The 18,695-nt window shown below is 56.9% G+C and carries 20 protein-coding genes and 1 tRNA gene; 6 read left to right on the top strand and 15 right to left on the bottom strand.

The features are described from left to right. Positions 1 to 309: 309 nt before the first annotated feature. The 9 genes from imm40 to WMO66_RS05650 all read right to left on the bottom strand — a co-directional run bounded on the left by imm40 (position 310) and on the right by WMO66_RS05650 (position 6,009). Positions 310 to 669, bottom strand: a complete 360-nt coding sequence (gene imm40, locus WMO66_RS05690; RefSeq protein ID WP_349135426.1) for an Imm40 family immunity protein — start codon at positions 667 to 669, stop codon at positions 310 to 312. A 27-nt stretch (positions 670 to 696) separates the two neighbouring features. After that, the gene (locus WMO66_RS05685) at positions 697 to 1,161 is read right to left on the bottom strand and encodes a hypothetical protein (RefSeq protein WP_349135425.1); all 465 of its coding nucleotides are present in this window, start codon (positions 1,159 to 1,161) and stop codon (positions 697 to 699) included. A 13-nt stretch (positions 1,162 to 1,174) separates the two neighbouring features. Beyond that, positions 1,175 to 1,615: a hypothetical protein gene (locus WMO66_RS05680; protein ID WP_349135423.1), complete on the bottom strand. Its 441-nt coding sequence runs from the start codon at positions 1,613 to 1,615 to the stop codon at positions 1,175 to 1,177. 18 nt (positions 1,616 to 1,633) lie between these two features. Further along, entirely contained in the window at positions 1,634 to 2,038 is a 405-nt protein-coding gene (locus WMO66_RS05675; RefSeq protein WP_349135422.1) for a DUF5071 domain-containing protein, read from the bottom strand. Positions 2,039 to 2,177: 139 nt separating this feature from the next. Further along, positions 2,178 to 2,663: a hypothetical protein gene (locus tag WMO66_RS05670; protein WP_349135421.1), complete on the bottom strand. Its 486-nt coding sequence runs from the start codon at positions 2,661 to 2,663 to the stop codon at positions 2,178 to 2,180. Between the two features lie 724 nt (positions 2,664 to 3,387). Next, a complete protein-coding gene (locus WMO66_RS05665) occupies positions 3,388 to 4,161 on the bottom strand; it encodes an ATP-binding protein (RefSeq protein ID WP_349135420.1) in 774 nt (257 codons plus the stop codon). A 232-nt stretch (positions 4,162 to 4,393) separates the two neighbouring features. Then, the gene (locus WMO66_RS05660; RefSeq protein ID WP_349135419.1) at positions 4,394 to 4,573 is read right to left on the bottom strand and encodes a hypothetical protein; all 180 of its coding nucleotides are present in this window, start codon (positions 4,571 to 4,573) and stop codon (positions 4,394 to 4,396) included. Next, positions 4,570 to 5,226: a DUF3786 domain-containing protein gene (locus WMO66_RS05655; RefSeq protein WP_349135418.1), complete on the bottom strand. Its 657-nt coding sequence runs from the start codon at positions 5,224 to 5,226 to the stop codon at positions 4,570 to 4,572. The genes WMO66_RS05660 and WMO66_RS05655 overlap by 4 nt, the downstream gene beginning before the upstream one ends. Positions 5,227 to 5,238: 12 nt before the next feature. Continuing rightward, positions 5,239 to 6,009, bottom strand: a complete 771-nt coding sequence (locus tag WMO66_RS05650) for an ATP-binding protein (RefSeq protein ID WP_349135417.1) — start codon at positions 6,007 to 6,009, stop codon at positions 5,239 to 5,241. 154 nt (positions 6,010 to 6,163) lie between these two features. On the opposite strand from WMO66_RS05650, the gene WMO66_RS05645 reads away from it, so the two are divergent. After that, the gene (locus WMO66_RS05645; protein WP_349135416.1) at positions 6,164 to 6,742 is read left to right on the top strand and encodes a TetR/AcrR family transcriptional regulator; all 579 of its coding nucleotides are present in this window, start codon (positions 6,164 to 6,166) and stop codon (positions 6,740 to 6,742) included. Continuing rightward, entirely contained in the window at positions 6,732 to 7,331 is a 600-nt protein-coding gene (locus tag WMO66_RS05640; RefSeq protein ID WP_349135415.1) for a DUF3786 domain-containing protein, read from the top strand. Before WMO66_RS05645 ends, WMO66_RS05640 begins: the two co-directional genes overlap by 11 nt. 13 nt (positions 7,332 to 7,344) lie before the next feature. On the opposite strand, the gene WMO66_RS05635 is transcribed toward WMO66_RS05640, so the two are convergent. From WMO66_RS05635 to WMO66_RS05620, 3 genes are all read right to left on the bottom strand, one after another. Beyond that, positions 7,345 to 7,899: a helix-turn-helix domain-containing protein gene (locus WMO66_RS05635; RefSeq protein WP_353963939.1), complete on the bottom strand. Its 555-nt coding sequence runs from the start codon at positions 7,897 to 7,899 to the stop codon at positions 7,345 to 7,347. Positions 7,900 to 8,063: 164 nt separating this feature from the next. Further along, positions 8,064 to 8,140 (bottom strand) — tRNA-Pro (locus WMO66_RS05625). Between the two features lie 86 nt (positions 8,141 to 8,226). Beyond that, positions 8,227 to 12,486: an acyl-CoA dehydratase activase-related protein gene (locus WMO66_RS05620; protein ID WP_349135414.1), complete on the bottom strand. Its 4,260-nt coding sequence runs from the start codon at positions 12,484 to 12,486 to the stop codon at positions 8,227 to 8,229. Positions 12,487 to 12,665: 179 nt separating this feature from the next. Between WMO66_RS05620 and WMO66_RS05615 the strand changes: the two genes are divergently transcribed. Continuing rightward, a complete protein-coding gene (locus WMO66_RS05615) occupies positions 12,666 to 13,469 on the top strand; it encodes a zinc dependent phospholipase C family protein (RefSeq protein WP_349135413.1) in 804 nt (267 codons plus the stop codon). Here WMO66_RS05615 and WMO66_RS05610 read toward each other — a convergent pair. Further along, positions 13,466 to 13,804 (bottom strand): cupin domain-containing protein, encoded by a 339-nt coding sequence (locus tag WMO66_RS05610; RefSeq protein ID WP_349135412.1) that lies wholly within the window; start codon positions 13,802 to 13,804, stop codon positions 13,466 to 13,468. The two genes, WMO66_RS05615 and WMO66_RS05610, sit on opposite strands and share 4 nt — an antisense overlap. Before the next feature lie 102 nt (positions 13,805 to 13,906). On the opposite strand from WMO66_RS05610, the gene WMO66_RS05605 reads away from it, so the two are divergent. Together WMO66_RS05605 and WMO66_RS05600 are read left to right on the top strand one after the other, a co-directional pair. Then, positions 13,907 to 14,569: a Crp/Fnr family transcriptional regulator gene (locus tag WMO66_RS05605; protein ID WP_349135411.1), complete on the top strand. Its 663-nt coding sequence runs from the start codon at positions 13,907 to 13,909 to the stop codon at positions 14,567 to 14,569. A gap of 24 nt (positions 14,570 to 14,593) precedes the next feature. Continuing rightward, complete coding sequence (locus WMO66_RS05600) at positions 14,594 to 15,154, top strand: flavin reductase family protein (RefSeq protein ID WP_349135410.1); 561 nt, start codon at positions 14,594 to 14,596, stop codon at positions 15,152 to 15,154. A 70-nt stretch (positions 15,155 to 15,224) separates the two neighbouring features. Here the strand turns inward: WMO66_RS05600 and WMO66_RS05595 are convergent, their stop codons facing one another. Beyond that, complete coding sequence (locus WMO66_RS05595) at positions 15,225 to 17,108, bottom strand: heavy metal translocating P-type ATPase (protein WP_349135409.1); 1,884 nt, start codon at positions 17,106 to 17,108, stop codon at positions 15,225 to 15,227. A gap of 252 nt (positions 17,109 to 17,360) precedes the next feature. Beyond that, positions 17,361 to 17,579 carry a cation transporter gene (locus tag WMO66_RS05590; protein ID WP_349135408.1) on the bottom strand — a complete coding sequence of 73 codons (219 nt, stop codon included), beginning with the start codon at positions 17,577 to 17,579 and terminating at the stop codon, positions 17,361 to 17,363. Positions 17,580 to 17,769: 190 nt separating this feature from the next. Here WMO66_RS05590 and WMO66_RS05585 point away from each other — a divergent pair, with 190 nt between their 5' ends. Further along, positions 17,770 to 18,528 carry a metalloregulator ArsR/SmtB family transcription factor gene (locus WMO66_RS05585; RefSeq protein WP_349135407.1) on the top strand — a complete coding sequence of 253 codons (759 nt, stop codon included), beginning with the start codon at positions 17,770 to 17,772 and terminating at the stop codon, positions 18,526 to 18,528. The last annotated feature ends 167 nt before the right edge of the window (positions 18,529 to 18,695 follow it).

Here is an 18,695-nt window from a genome sequence, read left to right as displayed (position 1 = left end):
CCCCTGCGCTGCCGGTGGGAAAGAGACCGGCAGCGCAGGGAAATTTTCATGCCGTCCCGCGCCGGAATGGCTGCGGGAGGACGGCCGGGGCCCGGCTTTTGGCAGGTCCTGCGCCGCGTGCGATGCCTCTTCGCCTGTGGGCAGGGGAGCGGGACCCCTTCATCCTATATATGTCTTCAGAAACGCATTCCTGACAGGTTCTTTCAAAAAAATTTGAAAATTTTTTCGGAAGAGTTCTGTAACAGGATGTAAAGCGATTTCGGGAACAGGAATGCGGGCTCGTTTTTCTGCTGGGAGGCAGCAGAAGCGCTAAGGGAGCGGTTCCGTGCAGGCGATTTGCTCATTGACAAACAGCAGTCTGGTCAGGCTAACAACGAACAGATAATTGTTGCCATTCTTCCGGACGTAGGCTCCAATATAGGACCGCGTTAAGTCAATGCTTGCCTGTACGTTCTTCTCAATGGTGAGGCTGTGAGATATATTGTAATACCAGTTGTCGTAGGTGTGCTTTTCCTGCGGCGTGATCACGTCACCACCCAGAATGACCAGATTTTCAGAGTGTGCGTATTCCAGCACATCCGGAATATCACAGACGTGCCATGCAAGCTCACCCCAATATGTTTCCCGCGCCTTCTGCAGCAATTGCGGCGGATAGTATTGAAATGTCATAGCAGCCTCCGGCAAACGAAAATGATATCAATACAGCGCTCTCATCAGGGCTTCCGGTGCAAATTGAAAGCTGATCAGCATTGTTACCAGAAAGGAAATCGCAATCGAAATGATAAAGAAAGAGACCGATCGTCCACGGTGGAACGCGGCTGTACTTTCCAGCTTTTTCCACGGCAGAACGCGAAGCGGGAGCCAGTGCGCCAGTGCAAGCACGAGCAGGACTACAAGCACCCAAAGAGGCAGCAGTCGGAAGGTCCCAACCGCAGAAAGGGTGAATTCCAGCCGCAGGAGCGGCGTGTAAAGAAGTCCACAACCAATGCTGAACGCCAGCAGTAGAATCAGCTGTACGATACGCTGCAGCATCGTGGGCACATATCTCGCGCCGCAGTGGCTGCAGGAAAGAGCCAGATGGAACCGGTTTGTCAGAAAAAAGCTGAATGAGAGCGGGATATTCCGCTTGGCGGAGCATTGCGGGCAGCTGCTTAATTCCATAAGAATCCCTCCTTTATCGCATCAGGGCCGTCACGGCAAACACCAGCAGGGACAGCCCCAGCGCCGTGAGCATGGACCAGACGATCGTGGGCAGCAGATATTCCTGCTGTTCCAAGGGCTTATTTCCGGAAATCGGACGCCACGTTCCGAAGCGGCGAAGCAAAATTCCGACAAAGGCATACTGCAGAAAGGCAAGCAGGAATAACACAATCGTTGCCACCGGAGAGTGCCAGCTGTTGCTCAAGTAAAAACTCACCCAAAACCACAGACAGCAGTTCAGAGTGATGATCACTCCCGATTTGGGCGATGGAACATAACGCGTTCCGCATTTTGTGCACTGCACGACCGTTGCAAATGAGTTAAAAAAGCAGTGTTCCTGTGCAGGAAATGGGTCCTGCGTTTCCTCCGCTTCGCATTTGGGACAATAATCCAGTTCCAGATCAACTTCGCGCATGTGGGGCCTCCTCTCATCCTATGTAGATATCGTGTTTTCACAATTTTGCAGTTTTCTGAGATTCTCCTCCCATACCTCGTCCCCAAGCGCCTGCGCGCACAGAAGACTTCCCGCGATCGCCCGATGGAGTGCCGCCGAGTTCTGAAAAGCCTGCAGCCTTTCGAGGATGAGAAAAGCGCCCGGCCAATTCATGTCGCGCAGCCATGCCAACAGGTTTTCCAAACAGGCGTCTAATTCCGCATCCGACCGCATTGCCAGAGCTTTTGCGCAATTGTCCCACACGTTTTTGTTGTAGTGCTCCGTGCAGGGCTGCAAAAAGACTTGAAAGTTTTCCACCTGCGCCGCCTGCGCAAGTCCGGCGGCCTGCTCCTCGGCGCTGTTGTTCCAGTCCAGCATCCCCATGATCACATCGATCTCTGTCATTTTTTACATCCTCCGGTGCTCACACGAACCACACCGGGCTGAGCGCGATTGGGGCTTCGGGAGAATCAAGCTTCATCGCAGGGTGCTCCTTTCTTTCTGCCGGAAGTTACTGCTGCGGGGAGGGGGGCATACGGCGTTGTCAGCGACGGAAAAAGCAGATCAGCGCAAAATAGGCAAAATAGAAAGTCAAAGAAATGCCAAACCAAATGAAAATCCGCTTTTGGCTTTTTCGGTCGCTGCGAAACTGCAGCTGTTTGGCTTTCAGACCCGTGGGAAACTCCTGCCACCGCCCGAAGGTCAGAATGGCACGCTCGATCAGCTCGCTGATCGCGAAGAGTGACAAGCAGGTGAGCAGAAGCAGAACGAAAGCCAGATATGCCGGACCGTCAGTCCTGACAGCCAGGTTGAGGAGCCAGATAAGGATCGGAAAATACGCTGCAGCGGGAAGCAGAAAAAGGCCGTTCCGGTACCAGTACCACAGCTTCGGCGGGCGGATCAGCTCGCCGCAGATCGCGCAGCGGCCGTACCATACGTCCTCCAGAAAAATGTCCTGCCCGCGCCGAAAACGCGTTTTCGCGTCGGGAATGCTGCCGTCCTTTGCGGCAGGGATATGCCGATGCTCCATATGCTGCACGCCCCTCTTGTGGTTAATATAATGTTACGAGTTGCAAAAAAACAAAATACATATTAAAATAGTATATCATAATCGCATAGAAAAGAAAAGATATCTTTGAAAAAATCGAAAAATAATTCTTAAAGGTGCCTTTTCACGTTAATGACCCGCGGCGGCAGAATTGCAAAACAAAATGCTTCAAAACTCTATTTGCGATTCTGAACGCAGCGAGATCCCGAAGGACTTTTTTGGCAAGCTGAGAGAAGACCCCTGCGCAGCCGGGGGAAAGAGACCGGCCGCGCAGGGGAGACCCCGCCGCCTTGCCTGCCCCGGGTGTCAAAAACCGCGGGAAGGACAGCGGGGAAAAGGAGGGCGGTTCCGATATCCGCGCGGCCCTGCCTCGTGGCCTGCGCGGGTACCCACACTCGGATGCCCTTCACCCTATATATGTCTTCAGAAACGCATTCCTGACATGTTTTTTCAAAAAATTTCAAATAATTTTTTGACAGATGCGCGATAAATATCATTACAAAGCATACGTCGCATTCCGAATGCGAGAAAACTGCACGGAATGCAGAAGCAACAATTCTGGGAGTCCTATTCAATATCCGATATGGCCTCGGCCTGTATCCGGACGATCCTATCCTCGGTTGCCGCAAAAGGCAGCTTCAGTGTGGATGCACGCTCTAAGTTTATCATGATTTCCTTAGATAGAATCAAGAACGATATCTTCTGGTTAATGGATCAAAAACTGGGCCATTTCACGGACTGGAGCAATTGTCATTTGAAGCTCTGTACCGGTGAGACCTGCAAGAGCAAGATCGTGATCCAGCGGCATTCTGCCAATAATCGCTCCATGTTTACCGACTTCCTCTTCCATCATCTGCGCAGCTTCTTCAGTCACCTTATTCAGGCAAAACCAGATGGGCTTGCCGATGCTCGTGCTTAAATCCGCAATTTTGGCGGACAGCCGCAGGGATTCAAAGGATGGGTCTACGATCATCAGAATGCCGTCCACGGAGTTATCCGTACCCCTGCCAAAATGCTCCACACCGGCTTCCATATCCAGCAGTGCAATTTCATCCTCCGCAAGGGTCAGATGAGCAACAAACTGCTCCAGAATGCTGTTCATGGTACAGGCACAGCCCTCATTGGCTTTGTGAATCTTTCCGCTGGACATGAGCTTTACTCCGCCTTTTTCACTGTAATATTCCTCTGGGATATCTGCCATGGTGAAATCTTCGGAGAAAAACTTCTTGGCAAAGGCAGAAAGCTTCATAGAGTCCAGAATGCCGGAGGTCATCATGGTTTTGAAGGCTTTATCCTTGCCGCCAAAATATTCGGTAAAATCTCTGGGCAACTCGACACCCAACTGACGGTGCAGACCGAAATTGGATTCATCGGAGTCCACTACCAGCACCCTTTTTTCCATGCGAGCCAATTCTTTTGCAAGGAGTGTAGTCACGGTGCTTTTTCCGCAGCCGCCCTTGCCGCATACGGTTATTTTCATCAAAATTCCTCCCATGTCTTGAGAATCCCTAAAATCACTTCTTCGTAATTGTCGCCAAACTCCTCACTACGACCTGCAATGCGAACATTGCTCTGTGCGCCACGCTCTGGTTCGGGAAATTCCCAAATATGATAGTGAAGCCCACGATGGTCAAATTCAATACTGCCGCAGTCATCCTCTTCCCAGTATTAAAAGGGAAGGTGATGTTCTTTCAGAAATTGTTGAATTCCGGCTAAACGCATTTCATATCTCCAATGGGTGTGGACTGCTCAATGATATTGCCGCATTCGGTGCAGACCGAATCGGTGCAGACCACACCGTCCTTGACAAACACCTCAACGCTGTCTCCACATTGTGGACATTCCACTTCCAGAATTGTGATGGCATTTCTGGCTTCCTGACAGTTGATCATTTCTGTACCTCTTTCTCCTTCATAACACCTAAAATAATTTCTACGATCTCCGTTAAATCGTAGACGGAAAATGCCGCCGGGAAATTACTGGAAAACAGGATCTGACTGGACGCAGGAAATTCCTCGTCTCCCTCCCATAAAAGAAAGCGAATATAAAGATTGTCAAACAGCTCCAATTCAACCGCGGCATCTCCACCGGGGATCAGAATTCCTCCCAGCTTGACAGCCGCTTCCTTGAAATCCGGAATCCGCCCCGAATAGATCCTGAGCAGCCGTTGGATGCACCTTCCGCGAAAAACGTCATAGTACAGTTCCCCGGATGGAAATTCCCGGTAGGATTTAAACTCCCCATCCGGGAAATATACAGTGGAATAGAGCAAATACCGCAGAAGAAGAATCCGTGCCTTGGGGTTTCTGCCAAAAAGGTTGTCCTCCGAATCAACGGGGTTAATCTGGAAATCTGAGCAGCGGGCGATATATGTCTGACCCAAAAAATAGAAGGTGAATTCTTTGCGCAGGGGATCATATGGAATTCCTAAACGGCGGCTGATTTTGTATGGGTCTGTTTTTTCAAATGCTTCCAAATAGTATTCCAACGGCTTTTCCGTCAAGTTGTTCCTACCATATTGATCCAGATAGTTGATTTTTTCCATGGTCCTATTCCTTTACAGTCCGATGTTCTGTAAAATGCGCACCAATGCCGTCCGGACAGGGGAATCCTCCGGCAGCTGAACCGTGGGTTTTCCGTCGCAGTCATAGCGATAAACCTCATCACTCTGAGGTACTACGCCAAACAGGTGCAGCCTCTGCTTCTGAATTTCGTCCATAGTGCCGGCATCCAGTTTGCCATCCGGCGCACGGTTTACGATCAATCCCATCTGCTTGGGCTTGAAGTTCAGTTCCTGCATCAGTGCCGCGATCCGCCCCGCCGCCTGAACGCCCCGGCGGGAGCAATCGCTGACAAGAATTGCCACATCCATGGTGGGAAGCAGCCCACGGCTAATATGCTCCATGCCCGCTTCGTTATCCACCACAAGATAAGGGTAGTTTGCTTGCAGTCGCTGAATTTGGGTCTGCACCAATCCATTCACAAAGCAATAGCAGCCCTGGCCCTGGGTGCGGCCCATGACCATCAGGTCAAAATCCTTTTCCTCTGTAATGGCATCCTCCAGCCGCATTTGCAGGTAGTCACCCTTGGCCATGCCCGCAGGAATGGGAGAATTTAGTGACATTCCTGCCCGTTCGATTTCCTCCCGGATTTCTCCCAGGGTGGGCGGAGCTTCCACACCCAGCACCTCATTCAGATTGGAATTGGCATCCGCATCCACCGCAAGAATGGGTGTTTTGCCGTTCTTACACAGGTATTGAATCATCAGACCGGTCAGCGTGGTTTTCCCGACGCCGCCCTTTCCGGCTACAGCAATAATCTTCGCCATAGTTTCCTCCTCATGTTGTTAATTGGTAGACATCCTGTTGACTTTTTGTTTCAATATCATTATACTGATTGTCAGCAGATTAACAATAATCAGATTCTGGAAGCTGTGCAGAAACAAAACAGTTTCCAGAATCTGTTGAGGAAGGTGTCATATTTTGCAGCGAAAAGAAATCAACACCAAAGATCGCCGGACGAAGTATACGCGCAGTGTCATTCGGGAGGCTCTGATGGGGCTTTTGCGGATCAAGCCCTATTCCAAAATTACCGTGACGGAGCTCTGCCGCCTGGCAGACATCAACCGAGGAACCTTTTACATCCACTATTTTGATGTAGATGATGTGCTGGACGACATTGTGACGGAGTCCTTCTCGGACGTGAGTCAAACCATAGGTCATGTACTGTGTCCCCAAAAAGAAACCTGTACCTATCCGTTTTGCCAGAAGGTACAGGAGAATAAAGAGCTTTGGCCCCTGTTTATGGATGAGACTGTCTCGGAAAGGATCATAAAACAACTGGCGGGCAAAAGCAAGGAAGGCTTTGTCAGTTATCTGATGCAGCACAGCGATTTGACCTTTGAGCAGGCAGAGAGCATTTTCTATTTCCAGATTCACGGCTGCCTGACCATTAACCGGCTGATGCTTCAGAACAATTGCCGGGACTGGCACAACGTACAACAGACCATTGACCGGTTCATTCGGGCAGGCCTACAGGAGTTTTTGCAAGATGGAGAATAATAGACAGTTTGAATTGATGCGCTCTGCCGCCAGACAGAAATTGGAAGGCGCAGACCCTGTTCAGCTTTCCGTACTGACCGGACTGTGCTGGGATGGAAGGACATTTGACACGGAAACCTTGGGAATCCCTATTCGGATCAGTTGGCCGGAATGTCAGATTTCTCCGGCACTGGAGATGTGGCACGACCTGACAATTTTGCAGTATCTGGCAAATACGAAAGGAACTACGCTCATGGGGAAATTCCTTGCCCTGAGCGAATTTCATTCCGGCGGCTTGGCAAAGGGTACAAGCTTTGACCGGGATAATGACCGTATTATCAGCCGGATTGGTCTGCATGACCCTCAGGCAATCCGGGAAGCCGCTGCGAAGCTGGGTGGAACAGAACTGCAGGAAAAATCTGATTTGTCCTTTTTGTTTTCTTTTTTGCCCCACATTCCGATAAAGTTCAATTTGTGGCTGCCGGACGAAGAATTCCCTGCTTCCGGAAAAATCCTTTTCGATGCTTCCGCAGAAAACGATCTGCAAATAGAAGCCGCCGGAACGGTAGCGGCAATTTGCCTTTCACTTTTGGAAAGAGTCATAGAATAAAAGAATTGAGACATTAAGCTGGCCTTGACGCGCCTTCCATTTGTAATGGCTGGAACGGTTGATCCCCATGACTCTGCATAGAAAATCTACTGGATATTTTACTTTGAGTTCTTCGAGAACTTCGTAGTCTTTCCGCTGCCAGTAACGTATTCCCTGTTTGCACCAGCTCCTTCCAACCAGTACCCTTTTTTAGCCTCGCAATTTTTACTTCCTGCTTTGCTACCATAAGTCGCAGACGCTCCACTTCTGTCAGTGACTTGCTCCTATGCAGTGCTGCATATGGATTGCCATTGTGCGGTTCCAGAGCATCCTCGCCTTCCTTCAGATATTTCTTGACCCATGCTTCCACAAGAGCATTTCCTATCCCATATTCTCTCTCAATCTGTCCGAGAGGCATATGCTCACCCAGATGCAGACGTACATACTTCATTTTCTCATCTTTGCTATCTGGTTTGGGAATCTCAACTCGTCTTACTGGAGACGGAGTATACTTTCCGCGATAAATGCGGTCGGTTAACTCTTGTGGATACCAAAGTCCGTTCTGTTCGTTGTAGATGTACTTCTCCATTTTGTAATCCTCCAATGTGATTGATTTTACCCACAATTCAATCATTCCGGCTGATTACAAAAGCCGAAGGAGGCCACTTCCTTATGAAGTGCCTCCTTCCGGCCAGTGGTTTTTTTCGTAATAAATTAAAAATCGGTAAGTTTCGACAGAAACTCACCGATTTTTGGTCCGAGTGACTGGATTCGAACCAGCGGCCTCTTGAACCCCATTCAAGCGCGATACCAAACTTCGCTACACCCGGATTTCATTTTGCCTAGATATCATAGCACATCCGGATGAAATTTGCAAGCACTATTTTGGCTTTTTTCGGATTTTTCGCGGGGACGGTCAGACGACGGCAGCGGGCTGCGGGTCGGCGGGCCGGGCGTTCAGATTTTTGCGTGCGGTGGAGAGCATGAGCTTGATGCGGTTGAGCTGGTTGACCTCGGATGCGCCGGGGTCATAGTCCACGGCGACGATATTGGCCTCGGGATAGGCGCGGCGCAGAGACTTGATGACGCCCTTGCCGACGACGTGGTTCGGCAGGCAGGCGAAGGGCTGGATGCAGACGATGTTCGGCACGCCGATGCGGATGAGCTCGACCATTTCGCCGGTGAGGAACCAGCCCTCGCCGTACTGGTTGCCAAGGGAGAGGAAGGGCTTTGCCAGCTCGGCGACGTCCGCGATCTCCATAGGCGGTTCAAAGCGGCGGCTGGCCTGGAGCGCGTCGAGCACCGGGCGGCGCAGGTAACGAATGGCCTTGACGCCGAGCTGGCCGACAAGCGCGCCGCCCAGGCTCCCGCCGAGGAACTCGTGCTTGTAGCCGCCGTTGTAGACGCAGTAATTCATGAAGTCCATGAGGTCCGGCACGACGGCCTCCGCACCCTCGCGCTCGAGCAGGTCGACGAGGTGGTTGTTGGCAAGCGGCATGTATTTGACGAGAATTTCGCCCACGACGCCGATGCGCGGCTTGCGGAGCGTCTCGTCCAGCGGGAGCACGTCGAAATCCTCGACGATCTCGCGGCAGAGGCGGCGGTAGTCCCGCCCGGCGTGACTGCTGGTGAGCGAGGCGACGCAGCGATCGCGCCATTTGGCGTGCAGGGCGTTCGCGCTGCCGGAGACCTTTTCATACGGCCGTACGCGGTACAGGCAGCGCATGAGCAGGTCGCCGTAGACGAGCGAGCGGAACGCATCCATCAGCAGGCCGGGAGAGGCGCGGAAGCCCGGATTCTTTTCCATGCCGTTGGCATTGATGGAGATGACGGGGATATGGCCGAGCCCGGCCTTTTCCAGCGCGCGGCGAATGAAGCCGACATAGTTGCTGGCGCGGCAGCAGCCGCCGGTCTGCGTCATGGCGACGGCGAGATGATCTGTGTCGTATTTTCCGGACAGAATGGCGCTCATGATCTGGCCGACGACCGTGATGGAGGGGAAGCAGGCGTCGTTATTGACGTATTTCAGGCCCGTGTCGATGGCGCTGCGGTTGTCGTTGCCGAGAATTTCGATGTGATAGCCGTATTTGCGGAACGTCGGGCCGAGCAGATCGAAGTGGATGGGGGACATCTGCGGCGCGAGGATGGTCCAGTGCTCGCGGCGCATCTGCTCCGTGAAGACGGCACGCTCATAGCGGACGGGACCTGCCGTGGGGAGGATGCCCTGCCGGGCGCGCAGGTCCATGGCGGCGATGAGGCTGCGGATGCGGATGCGCGCCGCGCCGAGATTCGAGACCTCGTCGATCTTCAGAACGGTGTAGAGACGGTTGCTCTTCTCCAGAATCTCCGCGACCTGGTCGGTCGTGACGGCGTCGAGCCCGCAGCCGAAGGAGTTGAGCTGGACGAGCTCGAGCTCCGGGCGGGTTCGGACGAACTCCGCCGCCGTATAGAGGCGGGAGTGATAGACCCACTGGTCGTTTGCGCGCAGCGGCCGGGCAGGCGTGAAGTCGATGGGAAGAGAATCCTCGGTCAGCACGGCCAGATCGTAGGAGGCGATGAGCTCCGGGATGCCGTGGTTGATCTCCGGGTCGACGTGGTACGGGCGGCCCGCCAGCACGATGCCGCGGCCGTGATTCTGCTCGATCCACGCGAGCGCCGCCGCGCCCTGCGCGCGGATGTCGGTCTTTGCGTGCTGCTGCTCGAGCCATGCGGCATGGACGGCGGCACGGGTCTCCGAGGCGGAAATGCCCCACGTCTCTTTGCAGAAGTCAGCCAGGCGCTTCGCGGCGGTCTTCTCATCCGTGAAGGCAAGGAAGGGGCGCAGATAGGTCACACCGTCCTCGCCGATGGCGTCGACGTTATTTTTAAGATTTTCGGGGTAGGAGACGACGATGGGACAGTTGAAGTGGTTCTGTGCGCCGGGCGTCTCCTGATGCTCATAGAACACGCACGGGTGGAAGATGGTCCTGACACCGTGGTCGATGAGCCACTGCACATGGCCGTGGGCCAGCTTTGCGGGATAGCACTCCGACTCTGAGGGGATGGACTCCATGCCCAGCTCATAGATCTTGCGCGTGGAGCGCGGCGAGAGCAGGACGGAAAAGCCGAGCTGGCGGAAGAATGTTGCCCAGAACGGGTAATTCTCATAGAGATTCAGCACGCGCGGGATACCGATGCGGCCGCGCGGCGCGTCCTTCTCCGGCAGCGGGGGATAGTCGAACATGCGCTTGAGCTTATAGGCCATGACATTCGGCGCACGGTTCTCCTTCGGCGTGCCGCCGAGGCCCTTTTCGCAGCGGTTGCCGGTGACGTGGCGCTGGCCGTTCGAGAATTCATTGATGGTCAGCATGCAGCGGTTGCCGCAGCCGGAGCAGCGCGTGGTCTGCGTCGTATATTGCAGCTTCAGAATGTCCGCGATGGGGAGCATGGCCGATCGCTGCCCCGTCCAGCGGTCACGGGCGATCAGGGCCGCGCCGAACGCGCCCATGATGCCTGCGATATCCGGGCAGGTGGCCTCGACGCCCGCGATGCGCTCAAAGGCGCGCAGCACGGCCTGATTGTAGAACGTGCCGCCCTGCACGACGATATGGCGGCCCATGTCGCGGGCATCGGCAAGCTTAATGACCTTATACAGCGCATTTTTGATGACGGAGTAGGCGAGGCCAGCGGAGATATCCTGCACGGTCGCGCCCTCCTTCTGTGCCTGCTTGACGTTGGAGTTCATGAACACGGTGCAGCGCGTGCCAAGATCGATGGGATGGGCGGCGAACAGTGCCTCCTGCGCGAAATCTGCGGCGGTATAGCCGAGGGAATTGGCAAAATTTTCGATAAACGAGCCGCAGCCGGACGAGCAGGCCTCGTTGAGCAGGATGGAATCCACGGAGTGATTGCGGATGCGGATGCACTTCATATCCTGCCCGCCGATGTCCAGAATGCAGTCGACGTCCGGGTCGAAGAAGGCAGCGGCCTCATAGTGCGCGATGGTCTCGACCTCACCGTCATCGAGCAGGAAGGCAGACTTCAGCAGCGTCTCGCCGTAGCCGGTCGAGCAGGAGCGCGCGATCTCCGCGCCCGGCGGGAGCTGTTCACCGAGCAGGCGCATGGCGTGCATGGCCGTCTGCACCGGTGAGCCCTGATTGTTGGCGTAAAACGACCACAGCAGCGCACCGTCCTCGTCGATGAGGGCAAGCTTTGTTGTGGTGGAGCCCGCGTCGATGCCGAGGAAGCACCGGCCGGGATGAAGCGCTACCTTATGAACCTGCGCGCGGTCATGGCGAGCGCGGAAGGCGTCATATTCTGCGCGGTCCGCAAACAGCGGCGGCAGACGCTTGAGTTCGAAGGCCATCTGTACGCCGGAGCGCAGCTTTGCGGCAAGCGCTGCGGCATCTGCCGGCTCGGCATCGCCCGCCTCGAGGGCAGCGCCCATGGCAGCAAACAGATGGGAGTTGTCGGGATCGACGATATTCTCCGGCGTCAGGTGCAGCGTGCGGATGAAGGCCTTTTTCAGCTCCGGCAGGAAGTGCAGCGGGCCGCCGAGGAAGGCGACGCAGCCGCGGATGGGCTTGCCGCAGGCAAGGCCGGAGATCGTCTGATTGACGACGGCCTGAAAAATAGAGGCTGCCAGATCCGGCAGCGTTGCGCCCTCGTTGATGAGCGGCTGGATATCCGACTTGGCGAACACGCCGCAGCGCGCGGCGATGGGATAGAGCTCGTGATAGTCTGCTGCGGCGCGGTTCAGCCCCTCGGCGTCCGTCTGCAGGAGCGCGGCCATCTGGTCGATGAACGAGCCGGTGCCGCCTGCGCAGACGCCGTTCATGCGCTCCTCCAGCCCGCCGCGGAAGTAGATGATCTTGGCATCCTCGCCGCCCAGCTCAATGGCGACGTCCGTCTGCGGGGCAATGGCCTGCAGGCTGGAGGCCACGGCAACGACCTCCTGCACAAAGCCGATGTTCAGGGCCTTGCCGAGGTTGATGGCGCCGGAGCCGGTGATCTTCAGGCGCAGGTCGCAGGGACCGAGCTTTGCACAGGCGTCCTCCAGCAGCTCGGCAAGTGTTTCCTGCGTGTGCGCACAGTGGCGGCGGTAATCGCCATAGCACAGGACGCCGCGTTCGTCCAGAATAACGAGCTTTGCGGTGGTTGAGCCGATGTCGATGCCCGCCCGATAGCAGTGTTTCATAACGGGTACCCTCACATGTGTTTTTCTAAACAATAAGTATATCATAAAGCGGCGTGAAAATCAAATGTCAGAACTGTGAAGGATTTGAAAACAAACAGGGGCCCTGCACGAAAAACGCTTTTCAAAACTGCCGGAATGTGGTATGCTATGCACAGATTCCAGATTTCGAGGTGGACGTCATGCCATCAACTTATGCACACTTCTGCTTCGGCAGGGAGGTGCTTGCGGCGCTGCCGCAGGAAATGCAGTCGCTGCTCTGGCCGGAGCAGAATCTGTTTTCCATTGGGCTGCATGGCCCGGATATTCTGTTCTTTGACCATCCGCTGCTCGGGCGCGTCAGCCGCCTCGGCCACCGGATGCACAAACAAAGCGGCGCGGCCTTCTTCCGCCCCGCAGGGGAGAAGCTGGCCGCGCTGGAGTTTCCGGCGCCGGAAACGGCGTATCTCTATGGTTTTTTGTGCCACTTTGCGCTGGACCGCGCCTGCCACGGCTATATCGCCGGGCAGATCGCGCGCAGCGGCGTCGCTCACACGGAGATCGAGGTCGAATTTGACCGCAGCCTGCTGGTGCAGGCCGGGCTGGACCCGATCCGCACGAGCCTGACGGGCCACCTGCATGCTTCGGCGCGCAGCGCGGCCGTGATGGCGGAGCTGCTGCCGGATGAGCTGACGCCCCGGCAGACGGAGCGGGCGATCCGGACGTTCCTGCGGGGCAACGCACTGTTCCTTGCGCCGGGCCGTGCCAAGCGCACGGCGCTGTATACCGGCATGCGCCTTGCCGGCGCGTACCACGGCCTGCACGGCATGATCGTGAATTACGAGCCAAACCCAAAGTGCACCGAGAGCAATGCGGTCCTGCAGCGCCTGTTTGACGAGGCCGTGCCGCAGGCGGTCACGCTCATCACGGAGTATCTGCCCTGCATCCGCGGGGAGCTGCCGTGGAGCGGCCTCTACGACTACACGTTCGGCGGGGTGCGGGTTTAGTTCTGCGGGAACACGATGGTCAGCAGCATCTTGAAGTCCTCGGCGGCATAGACCGCGTGGGGCTTCCCGGCGGGCATGACGATGCTCTCGCCCGCGGAGCAGAAATGCTCTCTGCCGTCGATGGTAAAGCGGCCGCGGCCCTCGAGCACGAGCACCATTGCGTCGCCGCCGGAGGCGTGTGTACTGATCTCCTCGCCCTTGGAGAAGGCGAACAGCGTGATGCTGACGGCGTCATTCTGGGCAAGCGTCTTGCTGACGATCTGCCCGGCCTCGGCCTCGACCTGCTGTGCAAGCGGGAGCACCTGCTCCTGCGCGATGTTTTTCAGAATAGCCATAATGATCCTCCTTCCGGCCGCGCGTTTGCATGACCCTGTTACCAGATAGCATACCCCAAATACAAGAGAAAGTATGTTGGAATACCAACAGAGGAAGAAAGAATGAAGGATGCTGCGCTGCTGGCCTCGCCGCTGTTCCGCGGGGCAACATCGGAGGAGATCGCGGCCATGCTGCCCTGCCTCGGCGCGTCGCCCCGGCGTTTTGCGCGCGGGGAACGGATCCTGCGGGCGGGGGAGCCTACGCGGTATATGGGATTGGTGCTCACGGGGAGCGTCCTGATCGAGCACACGGACATGCAGGGCGCGGTCACGCTGCTCGGGCGCGCGGAGCCCGGCGACCTGTTTGCGGAGGCCTATGCCTGTGCATCGGATGAGCCGCTGCTTGTCGACGTCGTGGCCAGCGAGGCCTGCGAGGTGCTCTTCCTCGACGCAAGGCGCATCCTGACGCAGTGCACGAGCACCTGCGAGCACCACAGCCGCATCATCCGTAATCTCGTCGGGACGCTGGCGCAGAAAAATCTGGCGCTTTCCCGGCGCAGCCTGCACACCGGCCCGCGCACCATTCGTGCGCGGCTGCTGTCCTACCTTGGCGAGCAGGCGCGGCGGGCGGGGAGCCGCAGCTTTACGATCCCATTCGACCGCCAGCAGCTTGCCGATTATCTGAATGTGGAACGCAGCGCACTGTCCAATGAGCTGTCCAAAATGCAGCGGGACGGCCTGCTGACCTGCCGCCGGAGCAGCTTCTGCCTGCTTTGCGAATTTTGATATTTAGAAGGAGTGCTTTTCTTTATGAGAAAGAATTTTGGCGCACATGCAAGCATTTATCCGCAGCCGGTGTTCATTCTGGCTGCCTATGGCGAGGACGGCACGCCCTGCGCCATGAACGCCGCCTGGGGCGGCATCAGCGATGATCAGGAGCTGTCGTTCTGCGTCAGTCCGTCGCACCGCACGGTGAAGGACCTATTGGCCCGCGGCGCGTTTACCGTCAGCATGGGCACGGCGGAGCAGGTTGTTGCCTGCGACTATGTCGGGCTGGTGTCCGGCAACCAGGTGCCGGACAAGTTCGCCCGCGCCGGCTTCCATGCCACAAAGTCCGAATTCGTCGACGCGCCCTGCATCGATGAGCTGCCCATCGCCGTTTCCTGCCGCGTCGTGAGCTATGACCCCGAGAGCTGCCGCCTCGTCGGCGAGATCGTGAACGTCAGCGTGGACGAGGCCTATCTCACGCCGGAGGGCAAGGTCGACGTGGACAAGGTCGCGCCCATCACCTATGATTCGTTCAACAAGACCTATGTCCGCCTCGGCGCGGTCGTCGGCCGCGCGTTCTATGACGGAGCTGCCTTAAAATAACCGGTAAAAACATCCGGGCCTGCTGCCAAAAAATGCAGCAGGCCCGGAATTTTTTGGGGATCATTTCAACTCAGAGATTGTGGACGCGCAGGGCGCGGATGGCGTTGAGCACGGCGAGGATCATCACGCCGACGTCGGCGAAGATGGCGGCCCACATGTTCGTGATACCGGCGGCCGTCAGGGCAAGGCAGGCAAATTTCACGATGAGGGAGAACACGATGTTCTGCCGCACGATGCCGATGCACTTGCGCGAGATGCGGATGGCCTTGGCGATCTGCAGGGGATCGTCGTCCATCAGCACAACGTCTGCGGCTTCGATGGCGGCGTCGCTGCCCATGGCACCCATGGCGATGCCGATATCCGCGCGGGTCAGAACGGGTGCGTCGTTGATGCCGTCGCCGACAAAGGCGAGGTTGGTCTTCGGGGACTTTTCTGCCAGCAGCTTTTCCACCTCGGCGACCTTGTCGCCCGGCAGAAGCTCGCTGCGGACCTCGTCGACGCCCAGCTCGCCTGCGACCTGCTCGGCTACGCGGCGCGCGTCGCCCGTGAGCATGACGGTCTTGGAGACGCCGGACTTCTTGAGGCGGGCAATGGCCTCGGCGGAGTGCGGCTTGACAATATCCGAGATGACGATGTGACCGGCGTAGGCGCCGTCGACCGCCATATGGATGATCGTGCCGACGCAGTGGCAGTCGTGGTATTCGATGCCGAGCTTCTTCATGAGCTTGGCGTTGCCTGCGGCGACGCTGTGGCCGTCAACGGTCGCCGTGATGCCGTGGCCGCTGATCTCCTCGACATTCGTAACGCGGCTGCGGTCGATCGGCTTTCCATAGGCCTTCTGCAGACTTTTGCTGATGGGGTGAGAGGAGGCGCATTCGGCCAGTGCGGCATATTCCAGCACCTTATCGGCGTCCAGCTCGTTGTGGTGGACGGCCGTGACCTCAAACACGCCCTGCGTCAGGGTGCCGGTCTTGTCAAACACGACGACCTTCGTTGCGGCAAGGGCCTCCAGATAGTTTGAGCCCTTGATGAGGATGCCCTCCTTGCTTGCGCCGCCGATGCCGGCGAAGAAGCTCAGGGGAATGCTGATGACAAGGGCGCACGGGCAGCTCACGACGAGGAAGGTCAGCGCGCGGTAGACCCAGTCGACCCACTGCGCGTCTGCGCCGAAGGCCATGCGCAGCAGCGGCACGGCAACGCCCAGCAGCACCGCGCCGATGCATACGGCAGGCGTGTAGATGCGGGCAAAGCGGGAGATGAACGCCTCGGAGCGGGACTTGCGGGAGCTGGCGTTCTCCACAAGGTCAAGGATCTTCGAGACCGTGGATTCGCCGAAGGCCTTTGTGGTACGAATTTTCAGAACGCCGCTCATGTTGATGCAGCCGCTGATGATCTCGTTGCCCTCGGCCACATCGCGGGGGAGGCTCTCGCCCGTCAGGGCGCTGGTGTTCAGGGTGGAATTGCCGCTGACGACGACGCCGTCCAGCGGGACCTTTTCGCCGGGCTGCACGACGATGATGCTGCCGACGGCGACCTCATCCGGGTCGACCTGCTCGAGCTTGCCGTCCTTTTCGATGTTGGCGTAATCGGGACGGATGTCCATCAGCGCACTGATGTTGCGGCGGCTCTTGCCGACGGCGTAGCTCTGGAACAGCTCGCCGATCTGGTAGAACAGCATAACGGAGATACCCTCGACGTAGTCGCCGCTCTTCGTCCAAACGGCGAGGAAGAACGCGCCGAGCGTGGCGATAGCCATCAGGAAGCACTCGTCGAAGGCGCGGCCGTGGATGATGCCGATGCCTGCCTTGCGGAGGATATCGTAGCCGATGACGAGGTAGGCGGCCACATAGGCCAGGAGCCGCCAGATGCCGGTCAGGGGGAGGAATGCAAGCGCGATGAGCATGACTGCCGTGATCGCGATGCGGATGAGCATTTTTTTCTGCTTTTTGTTCATGCTCGGTTTACCTCTCTTTCTGATTTTCTATTTTTCAAAAGGGAAGGGGAACTCGAAATCAATCTGCAAGAGTGGACGGCGAGAGACTTTTTTGTCAAGGCGAGGTTTGGAAGGTGCAGTTGTACTTTGTGTACCACAAACCTTCCAAACCGATGGATTGGCGAAAAAGCTCCGTCATCCACCGCCGCAGATCGATTTAGAGGTCACCCCAAAGGAAAAGGCGGCGTATCTTGCGATGCGCCGCCGGGAGGGTCAAAGCTCGATCTCGCAGTCCGGCTCGACCTTCTTGCAGGCCTTGAGAACGCGCTTCATGACATCCTTGGGATCGGCGCCCTCAGCGAACTCCACGATCATCTTCTGCGTCATGAAATTCACGGTCGCGTCGGCGATGCCCTCGGTTTTCTTCGTGGCCTGCTCCATCAGGTTTGCGCAGTTTGCGCAGTCAACTTCGATCGGATACGTTTTCTTCATGATAAACCTCCTGAAAATTTTCCTTGCGCGCCAGCGGCGCTCCGGAAGGAATGAGTATTGGAACGATTCAATGCTTGCTTAATCGTTGTGACTGTAGTATACTGGATGCGGACCCAAAATGCAAGCGGTTCGGCCGTCTTGTTTCGGAACGGGCGAACGGAATTTCCAAAACGGAGAACGGAGAGAGACTATGGCAGAATTTCAGCTTCCCCACGACCACGGCACGTCGTCTCAGGCGGCAAGCCTGCATCAGGAGGTCATGCAGGTGGCGCATTTTGCGGCTGCCGCCGAGGTATTCAAGCAGCTCAGCGACCCGACGCGCGTGCGCATTTTCTGGCTGCTCAGCCATCAGGAGGCATGCGTCATCAATCTGGCCGCCATGCTGGAGATGTCCAGCCCGGCCGTGTCGCACCATCTGCGCTCCCTGACGGAGAGCGGCCTGCTCATCAGCCGCCGCGACGGCAAGGAGGTCTACTACCGCGCGGCAGACACGGAGGAGAGCCGTCTGCTGCACGAGATCGTTGAGCGCGTCATGGAGATCGCCTGTCCGGAGAAGACCGTGGACTTTCAGGCCTCGCAGGAGGAGATCATCCGCCGCGTGCACACCTATCTCACGGAGCATCTTTCCGAGCGCATCACGATCGAGGCACTGTCGCGCGAGTTCCTGATGAATACAACGACGCTGAAAAGCGCCTTCAAGCGCGTTTACGGCTCGTCCATCGCGCAGCATATGAAGCAGCACCGCATGGAGGCGGCCGCCGCACGCCTGACGCAGACGCAGGACGACATCGCGGCCATTGCCAAGGCCGTCGGCTATGAGAGCCAGAGCCGCTTTACCGAGGCATTCCGCGAGGTCTACGGCGAGGTGCCGACGGAGTATCGCAAGCGCCGCTGCCGCACGGCGGAAAACGGCGCGGCCTGCTGCAGCTGCGGCAAATGCGGGAAATAAAAAACGGCGGGCAGGGCCAAACGACCCTGCCCTTGAGCTTGTCAAAAAAGGATTTTTGACAAGCTCTCAAACGAGACCCGTTTCACTGGGCTCTCGTTTGAATGGGGCAGCGGCTCGCTGCAGCGCACGAAGGGCACGCCGCAGGCGTGCCCTTCGCACGTTTGCGA

This window comes from Faecousia intestinalis (assembly GCF_040096185.1).
In the GTDB taxonomy this organism is placed as follows: domain Bacteria; phylum Bacillota; class Clostridia; order Oscillospirales; family Oscillospiraceae; genus JAZOXB01.
Note: the sequence above shows the minus strand (reverse complement) of the source record. Positions and strands in the feature narration are given on the sequence as shown.

Bases quoted from the DNA above. Each gene is read 5' to 3' on its own strand.
- WMO66_RS05610 (WP_349135412.1), bottom strand. From the start codon at position 13,804: ATGGCTATTCTGAAAAACATCGCGCAGGAGCAGGTGCTCCCGCTTGCA.
- WMO66_RS05590 (WP_349135408.1), bottom strand. From the start codon at position 17,579: ATGAAGAAAACGTATCCGATCGAAGTTGACTGCGCAAACTGCGCAAAC.
- imm40 (WP_349135426.1), bottom strand. From the start codon at position 669: ATGACATTTCAATACTATCCGCCGCAATTGCTGCAGAAGGCGCGGGAA.
- WMO66_RS05600 (WP_349135410.1), top strand. From the start codon at position 14,594: ATGAGAAAGAATTTTGGCGCACATGCAAGCATTTATCCGCAGCCGGTG.
- WMO66_RS05650 (WP_349135417.1), bottom strand. From the start codon at position 6,009: ATGGCGAAGATTATTGCTGTAGCCGGAAAGGGCGGCGTCGGGAAAACC.
- WMO66_RS05680 (WP_349135423.1), bottom strand. From the start codon at position 1,615: ATGCGCGAAGTTGATCTGGAACTGGATTATTGTCCCAAATGCGAAGCG.
- WMO66_RS05685 (WP_349135425.1), bottom strand. From the start codon at position 1,161: ATGGAATTAAGCAGCTGCCCGCAATGCTCCGCCAAGCGGAATATCCCG.
- WMO66_RS05615 (WP_349135413.1), top strand. From the start codon at position 12,666: ATGCCATCAACTTATGCACACTTCTGCTTCGGCAGGGAGGTGCTTGCG.
- WMO66_RS05640 (WP_349135415.1), top strand. From the start codon at position 6,732: ATGGAGAATAATAGACAGTTTGAATTGATGCGCTCTGCCGCCAGACAG.
- WMO66_RS05620 (WP_349135414.1), bottom strand. From the start codon at position 12,486: ATGAAACACTGCTATCGGGCGGGCATCGACATCGGCTCAACCACCGCA.
- WMO66_RS05605 (WP_349135411.1), top strand. From the start codon at position 13,907: ATGAAGGATGCTGCGCTGCTGGCCTCGCCGCTGTTCCGCGGGGCAACA.
- WMO66_RS05585 (WP_349135407.1), top strand. From the start codon at position 17,770: ATGGCAGAATTTCAGCTTCCCCACGACCACGGCACGTCGTCTCAGGCG.
- WMO66_RS05675 (WP_349135422.1), bottom strand. From the start codon at position 2,038: ATGACAGAGATCGATGTGATCATGGGGATGCTGGACTGGAACAACAGC.
- WMO66_RS05595 (WP_349135409.1), bottom strand. From the start codon at position 17,108: ATGAACAAAAAGCAGAAAAAAATGCTCATCCGCATCGCGATCACGGCA.
- WMO66_RS05635 (WP_353963939.1), bottom strand. From the start codon at position 7,899: ATGGAGAAGTACATCTACAACGAACAGAACGGACTTTGGTATCCACAA.
- WMO66_RS05670 (WP_349135421.1), bottom strand. From the start codon at position 2,663: ATGGAGCATCGGCATATCCCTGCCGCAAAGGACGGCAGCATTCCCGAC.
- WMO66_RS05660 (WP_349135419.1), bottom strand. From the start codon at position 4,573: ATGATCAACTGTCAGGAAGCCAGAAATGCCATCACAATTCTGGAAGTG.
- WMO66_RS05665 (WP_349135420.1), bottom strand. From the start codon at position 4,161: ATGAAAATAACCGTATGCGGCAAGGGCGGCTGCGGAAAAAGCACCGTG.
- WMO66_RS05655 (WP_349135418.1), bottom strand. From the start codon at position 5,226: ATGGAAAAAATCAACTATCTGGATCAATATGGTAGGAACAACTTGACG.